Genomic DNA, 6,578 nt, shown 5'->3' with positions numbered 1-6,578 from the left:
TCTCGCGGGCCGAGTCGATCCGCACCTTCAGGGTACTGACCACGGACTTCACCGAGGCCAACGGCCTACTCACACCCTCACTGAAGGTCAAGCGCGGCCCGGTCATGGAGGCGCACGCCGACGTCATCGCGGACATCTACTCATCCACACGCAAGGGCCCGCAGGAGTAGGCGGGAAGCAGCCGCCATCAGCGTGCCCGGGCGGGCATACTTGCCACCATGACCGACGTTCCCACCCCACCGGCCGACGACGTCCCTCCCACCCAGTCCGGGGAGCACGCCACCGACCTCCTGATCCCGATTCATGACGGCATGACGACCCCCTGGGCGCTGGCAGAACGCGTTCGTCGCAGCCCCGATGGCGGGCTCATCGCCCGCACATCCCCGCTGGGGCGACGCTGGCGCGAGATGAGTGCCAGTGCCTTCCGCACCCAGGTGCGCGAGGTGGCCGCCGGGTTGGTGGCCCGGGGTCTTGAGCCCGGCGACACCATCGGCATCATGTCGCACACGTCGTATGAGTGGACGCTGCTGGACTTCGCCGCCTGGGAGGCAGGACTGGTCGTGGTCCCCGTCTATGAGACCTCCTCAGCCGAGCAGGCTCAGTGGATCCTTTCCGACGCCGGGGTGAGGCTCATCGTCGTGGAGAACGAGGCCATGGCCGCGATGGTCGGCGCACTGACCTCGACGGTGCCCGAGCTGGCGGATCTACAGGTCCTGTGCATCGAGCGTCAGGACGTCCTGGGACTCATCGAGGCAGGCCGCGGGGTGGACGCCGGCGAGCTCGACCGGCGCACCGCCGCCCTGACTGCGCAGTCCCTGGCCACGATCGTCTACACCTCGGGCACCACGGGACGCCCCAAGGGCGTCGAGCTCAGCCACGGCAACCTGGTGCACCTGTGCGTCAACGTCTGCCCGCACGTGCCCGAGGTCCTGGGCGGGGAGGAGGTCCGCTTCCTGCTGTTCCTGCCGCTGGCCCACGTGCTGGGCCGGTTCGTGGAGATCGCGATCGTGTGCTCGCGCTCGGGTGTGCTGGGCCACGTGCCCGACGTGCGAAACCTCGTGAACGATCTGGGTTCCTTCCGGCCTACCGCGGTCCTGGCGGTACCACGCGTCTTCGAGAAGATCTACAACGCCGCGGACGCCAAGGCGACCGGCGCCAGGCAGAAGGTCTTCCGCATGGCCGCCAAGACCGCGATCGCCTACTCACGGGCACTGGACACCCCCGAGGGGCCCTCCCGCAGGCTCAGAGCCCAACGCACCGCCTTCGACAGGCTCGTCTTCTCCACCCTGCGCTCCGTGCTGGGCGGGCGGGTGACGCACGTGGTCTCCGGCGGCGGGCCGCTGGGCGAGCGTCTGGGTCACTTCTACCGCGGCGCCGGGGTCACCGTCCTCGAGGGCTACGGCCTGACCGAGACGATGGGGCCGTGCTCCGTCAACCTGCCCGGCGCCACCCGGATCGGGACCGTCGGCACGCCGATTCCCGGGTGCGCGATCAGCCTGGGCGATGACGGGGAGGTCCTGGTTCGGGGCATCGGCACCTTCACCGGGTACCACAACAACCCCGAGGCGACGGCCGAGGCCTTCACCGCCGAGGGCTGGCTGCGCACCGGCGATATCGGCTCCTTCGAGGGGGCGGAAGGGTTCTTGCGCATCACTGGGCGCAAGAAGGAGCTCATTGTGACCGCCGGCGGCAAGAACGTCGCCCCAGCGCCTCTGGAGGATCGGCTGCGGGGTCATCCGCTGGTCAGCCAGGTACTCGTCGTGGGTGAGAACCGCCCCTGCGTCGGAGCGCTTGTCACCCTGGACGCCGAGATGCTGCCGCTGTGGCTGTCCTCCCACGGCCTGGAGGAGATGACGGTTGTCGACGCCGCCCAGGACCCGCGAGTGCGCGCAGCCCTGGAACGGGCGGTGGCCCGAACTAACGAGGCGGTCTCGCGGGCCGAGTCGATCCGCACCTTCAAGGTGCTACCCACGGACTTCACGGTGGCCAACGGCCTGCTCACGCCCTCGCTCAAGGTACGCCGCGCCGAAGCCGAGAAACGCTTCGCAGCCGAGATTGAGGCCCTCTACACGCGTACGCCGCTCGTGCCCAGCGCCACCACCACGCCGTCTCAGGGCTGACGCTCACCGGCGGGTCGCAAACGTCCCCTCCCAGGACCAGACGGAAAAACTGCTACTGGCAGTGAGCACGCTCGACGTCCGGCGCTGCGCTTACCGGCTCCGATCACCCCGCGTGACGGGCGCGCTCGGCCTCGTGCCCGTCACGGATCTCTTCGTGGTGCTGGATGACCTCGGCAACGATGAAGGCGAAGAACTTCTCGGCGAAGACCGGGTCGAGGCCGGATTCCTCGGCCAGCGCCCGCAGGCGCGCCACCTGCTGCTGCTCGCGCTCGGGGTCCGCCGGCGGCAGGTCCAGGCTGGCCTTGAGCAGACCAACCTGCTGGGTACAGCGAAATCGCTCGGCCAGGAGGTGGACGAGGGCGGCGTCGAGGTTGTCGATGGTGTCTCGATAGACGGCCAGCTGCACAGGGACGCCCTCACGCCCCTCGCTCATGCGGTCCGGCTCCGCTCCCCCACCTTGGCCGTCGAGCGCAGCGTGCCAGTACCCGCCTGGTAGCGGGGCTTTCCGGTACCCCTGACAGCATCGGCGTCGACAACGACGCGACCGACCTCGGGCAGGGAGGGGACCTCGAACATGGACTGCCCCAGGACCTCCTCGACGATGGAGGTCAGTCCACGGGCCCCGGTCTTGCGCTCCAGAGCGAGTGAGGCCACCGCCTCGATGGCGGCGTCGGTCAGCTCGAGCTCGACGCCGTCGAGACTGAAGAGATACTGGTACTGGGAGACCAGGGCGTTCTTGGGCTCGGTCATGACGCGCACGAGCTCGCGCACGCCCAGGTCCTGAACGGTGGCGATGACGGGCAGGCGGCCGATGAACTCCGGGATGAGGCCGAACTTGTGAAGGTCCTCAGGACGCACCGGGGAGGTGAAGACGTCCTTGGAACTCGTGCTGCCGTCCAGCTGGGCCCCGAAGCCCACCATCTGGGCGCCGGACTCCTTGCGCTGGCGCTGACGCACGATCTCCTCGATACCGGCGAAGGCACCGGCGGCGATGAAGAGGATGTTGGTGGTGTCGATCTCCAGGAACTCCTGGTGGGGGTGCTTGCGCCCACCGCCCGGGGGGACGGAGGCCGTAGTGCCCTCGATGATCTTGAGCAGCGCCTGCTGCACGCCCTCGCCCGAGACGTCACGGGTGATGGAGGGGTTCTCCGCCTTGCGACCGATCTTGTCGATCTCGTCGATGTAGATGATGCCCTTCTCTGCGCGCTTGACGTCACCGTCGGCGGCCTGGATGAGCTTGAGGAGGATGTTCTCCACGTCCTCACCCACGTAGCCGGCCTCGGTCAGGGCGGTGGCGTCAACAATGGCGAAGGGGACATCGAGGAGTCGGGCCAGGGTGCGGGCCAGATGGGTCTTGCCGGTTCCGGTGGGTCCCAACAGGAGGATGTTGGACTTGCCCAGCTCCAGTCCGTCGCCCTCGGCCACGGAGCGTTCCTTGACCTGGACGCGCTTGTAGTGGTTGTAGACAGCCACGCTCATGGCCCGCTTGGCGGACTCCTGACCGATGACGTACTGGTTGAGGAAGTCGAAGATCTCCTGGGGCTTGGGCAGCTCGAGGGGGACGCCGGCGCCGGACTCGCCCAACTCCTCGTCAACGATCTCGTTGCACAGCTCGATGCACTCGTCACAGATGTAGACACCGGGCCCGGCGATGAGCTTCTTGACCTGCTTCTGGCTCTTGCCGCAGAAGGAGCACTTGAGCAGATCCACACTCTCAGCGTTACGTGCCACAGTTTCCTCCAGATTCGTCATCGGTCCCCGCGCCCGGGCGACCCTGCGTCAGCCTACGGGCTGAGCCGGCAGGTACGCCGAGGACATGGCGGCGTGTCCAGTCCGCAATATGCCATGTTGGGCACCGTGCTGCCAGCGTTTGGGCGTTTTATTTTCACCGGCTGCACGGTCGGCGCTCCCACCGGGGCCGGCGGGAGCGCCGTAGGCAGCGACGCACGCCTCAGGAGGAGTGCGGAGAGGCCGGGGTCTTGCGGGAGGTGAGTACCTGGTCCACGATCCCGTAGTCCTTGGCGGCCGCGGCCGTGAGGATCTTGTCCCGCTCAAGGTCGGCGTGGATCTTCTCGCGGTCCTGACCGGTGTGCGCGGCCAGGGTGTCCTCGAGCCAGGAGCGCATGCGATCGATCTCGTCAGCGACGATCTCGATGTCACTGGCCTGCCCCTGCATCCCCTCCATGGCGGGTTGGTGAATGAGGACGCGCGCATTGGGCAGGGCCAGGCGCTTGCCCTCACTGCCGGCGGCCAGCAGCACCGCAGCAGCGGAGGCCGCCTGCCCCAAGCAGACGGTCTGCACCTGCGGCTTGATGTACTGCATGGTGTCGTAGATCGCCGTCAGCGCCGTGAAGGAGCCGCCGGGGCTGTTGATGTACATGGTGATGAGGCCGTCGGGGTCCTGGGACTCCAGGACCAGGAGCTGGGCCATGATGTCGTCGGCCGAGGCGTCGTCGACCTGCACGCCCATGAAGACGATGCGGTCCTCGAAGAGCTTGGCGTAGGGATCCTGGCGCTTGAAGCCGTAGGCGGTACGCTCCTCGAACTGGGGCAGCACGTATCGGGCCTGCGGCATGGCGCCGGCCTGGCGGGCCACGGCCTCGAAGTAGGGACGGGTCGAGGACATGTCAGTTGTCTCCGTTCTGCTTGCCGATCTCCCGACTGGAGCGCACGATGTGGTCGACGAATCCGTACTCGAGGGCCTCCTGGGCCGAGAACCAGTGGTCCCGGTCGGAATCGGCGATGATCTCCTCCACCGTGTGACCGGTGTTGGCCGCCGTGATCTCCGCGAGCTCCTGCTTCATCTTGATGATGAGATCGGCGTTGATGCGGATGTCCGTGGCCGAGCCCCCCGCGCCGCCGGAGGGCTGGTGCATGAGCACCCGGGCGTGCGGAGTGAGGTAGCGCTTGCCCTTGGCACCGGCCGACAGCAGGTGCTGCCCCATGGAGGCGGCCAGACCCGTGGCCACGGTGGCGACATCGGGCTGGACGTACTGCATGGTGTCGTAGATGGCCATGCCGGCGGTCACCGAGCCGCCGGGGCTGTTGATGTAGAGGTAGATGTCCCGCTCAGGGTCCTCGGCGGCCAGCAGCAGCATCTGGGCGCAGATGGCGTTGGCGTTGTCGTCGCGCACCTCGGAGCCGAGCCAGATGATGCGCTCCTTGAGGAGGCGGTTGTAGATGGAATCGGTCAACCCCAAGCCTGCACCGTTGGCGTCGGCTGCCTGGGGCGGGGCGACCGCAGCGGGTGTATAGAGCTCGCTCACGTCAGTCCTCTCATGGTCGGTGTCGCCAACGCTAACGTGACGACCCCATCCGCTATGCCCGCCATGGCGCCCTTTTCGCCCACGGCGCAGGTGCGCTCACTGGAGGAGGAACCTCAGAGGCACGCAGCCTCCACCGCCCTGCGCACGACCCTCGGCGTCCCCATACAAACCTCTGTGAGTCACAAAATTCAGTTTTGTCACAACAAACAAATACGATAGGGTGTCGTCATCTATTTCAGAGGTTTGAGCTCACCGCCTCGGCACCTCACATCAGCGAAGAAACGGCAGGAACGGATAGGGAGCCCCTTGAATACACAGCCCACCCCCGCATCGAGCAACGCCGCCCCTGGGGAGCGCGGCACCCGCCAGGACCCAGAAGCCTCCCGCATGCAGGGGCATCGGCGGCATCACTGACCGAGAGGCTCCGAATCCATGACAGACGCCGTGGCAAACGCGTCGCCTCTCACGGGCCGGTCGACGCATCGCGATGACGACCGTGGTGTTCTCAGGCTCGAGCAGGTGACGATGGTCCGGCGAGGTCTGACCCTCGTGGAGGACCTGTCTGTGACGGTCCGCCCCGGGCAGACCCTCGCGGTCACCGGAGCCTCCGGTGCCGGAAAGACGACACTGCTACGGGCGATCTCGGGGCTGTCGGACACCGACGCCGGCACCGTCCTGCGGCCCACAGGGAGCCTGTCCCAGGTGTTTCAGGAGCCGCGGCTCATGCCCTGGTACTCGGCCCACCGCAACATCTCCCTGGTGGTGGGCGGCCCAACGCCGGACCTGACGGCCTTCCAGTGGCTGGAGCGGGTGGGACTCGCCTCGGCCGGCCACCTCCCACCAGCCCGCCTCTCCGGCGGCATGCGTCAGCGGGTGGCCATCGCCCGGGCACTGTCGACCGACCCGAGCCTGCTCCTGGTGGACGAGCCCTTCTCCGCCCTGGACCGTCCGCTGGCCACTGCGCTGCGAGCCGACCTCATCGACCTGCTCGCCGACCAGGACGTCATCACCGTCTGGGTCACGCACGACCCGGATGAGGCCGAGGAGGTCTCGCACCTCCATCTCCACCTCGACGGCCCGCCGGGCACCTGGAGGCTCTCCACCTAGAAGCCGTGCCGCTGACGGCCGCCCCGTCTCCGCTCCTCTCACACACCCACCCCCCACCACCACTCCCCGCACACTCCAAGAAGAA

At 67.6% G+C, this 6,578-nt stretch carries 6 protein-coding genes; 2 read left to right on the top strand and 4 right to left on the bottom strand.

Annotated elements, in window-relative coordinates; genetic code table 11:
• Nucleotides 1-218 precede the first annotated feature (218 nt).
• Nucleotides 219-2,120, top strand: a complete 1,902-nt coding sequence (locus HMPREF9056_RS07850) for a long-chain fatty acid--CoA ligase (RefSeq protein ID WP_009404136.1) — start codon at nucleotides 219-221, stop codon at nucleotides 2,118-2,120.
• Nucleotides 2,121-2,223: 103 nt separating this feature from the next.
• Here HMPREF9056_RS07850 and HMPREF9056_RS07845 read toward each other — a convergent pair whose 3' ends face one another.
• From HMPREF9056_RS07845 to HMPREF9056_RS07830, 4 genes are all read right to left on the bottom strand, one after another.
• The gene (locus HMPREF9056_RS07845; RefSeq protein ID WP_009404134.1) at nucleotides 2,224-2,553 is read right to left on the bottom strand and encodes a chorismate mutase; all 330 of its coding nucleotides are present in this window, start codon (nucleotides 2,551-2,553) and stop codon (nucleotides 2,224-2,226) included.
• Nucleotides 2,550-3,851, bottom strand: a complete 1,302-nt coding sequence (clpX, locus tag HMPREF9056_RS07840) for an ATP-dependent Clp protease ATP-binding subunit ClpX (protein ID WP_034514257.1) — start codon at nucleotides 3,849-3,851, stop codon at nucleotides 2,550-2,552. The genes HMPREF9056_RS07845 and clpX overlap by 4 nt, the downstream gene beginning before the upstream one ends.
• Before the next feature lie 220 nt (nucleotides 3,852-4,071).
• On the bottom strand, nucleotides 4,072-4,746 hold the full coding sequence (locus tag HMPREF9056_RS07835; RefSeq protein ID WP_009404127.1) for an ATP-dependent Clp protease proteolytic subunit: 675 nt from the start codon (nucleotides 4,744-4,746) through the stop codon (nucleotides 4,072-4,074).
• Between the two features lies 1 nt (nucleotide 4,747).
• Complete coding sequence (locus tag HMPREF9056_RS07830) at nucleotides 4,748-5,386, bottom strand: ATP-dependent Clp protease proteolytic subunit (RefSeq protein ID WP_009404125.1); 639 nt, start codon at nucleotides 5,384-5,386, stop codon at nucleotides 4,748-4,750.
• A 525-nt stretch (nucleotides 5,387-5,911) separates the two neighbouring features.
• Between HMPREF9056_RS07830 and HMPREF9056_RS07825 the strand changes: the two genes are divergently transcribed.
• Nucleotides 5,912-6,493 (top strand): ATP-binding cassette domain-containing protein, encoded by a 582-nt coding sequence (locus HMPREF9056_RS07825; RefSeq protein WP_253269986.1) that lies wholly within the window; start codon nucleotides 5,912-5,914, stop codon nucleotides 6,491-6,493.
• Nucleotides 6,494-6,578: the final 85 nt, after the last annotated feature.

The sequence above is a fragment of the Actinomyces sp. oral taxon 170 str. F0386 genome, from assembly GCF_000195595.1.
In the GTDB taxonomy this organism is placed as follows: Bacteria; Actinomycetota; Actinomycetes; order Actinomycetales; family Actinomycetaceae; genus Actinomyces.
This window is presented reverse-complemented; position numbering and strand designations above follow the sequence as displayed.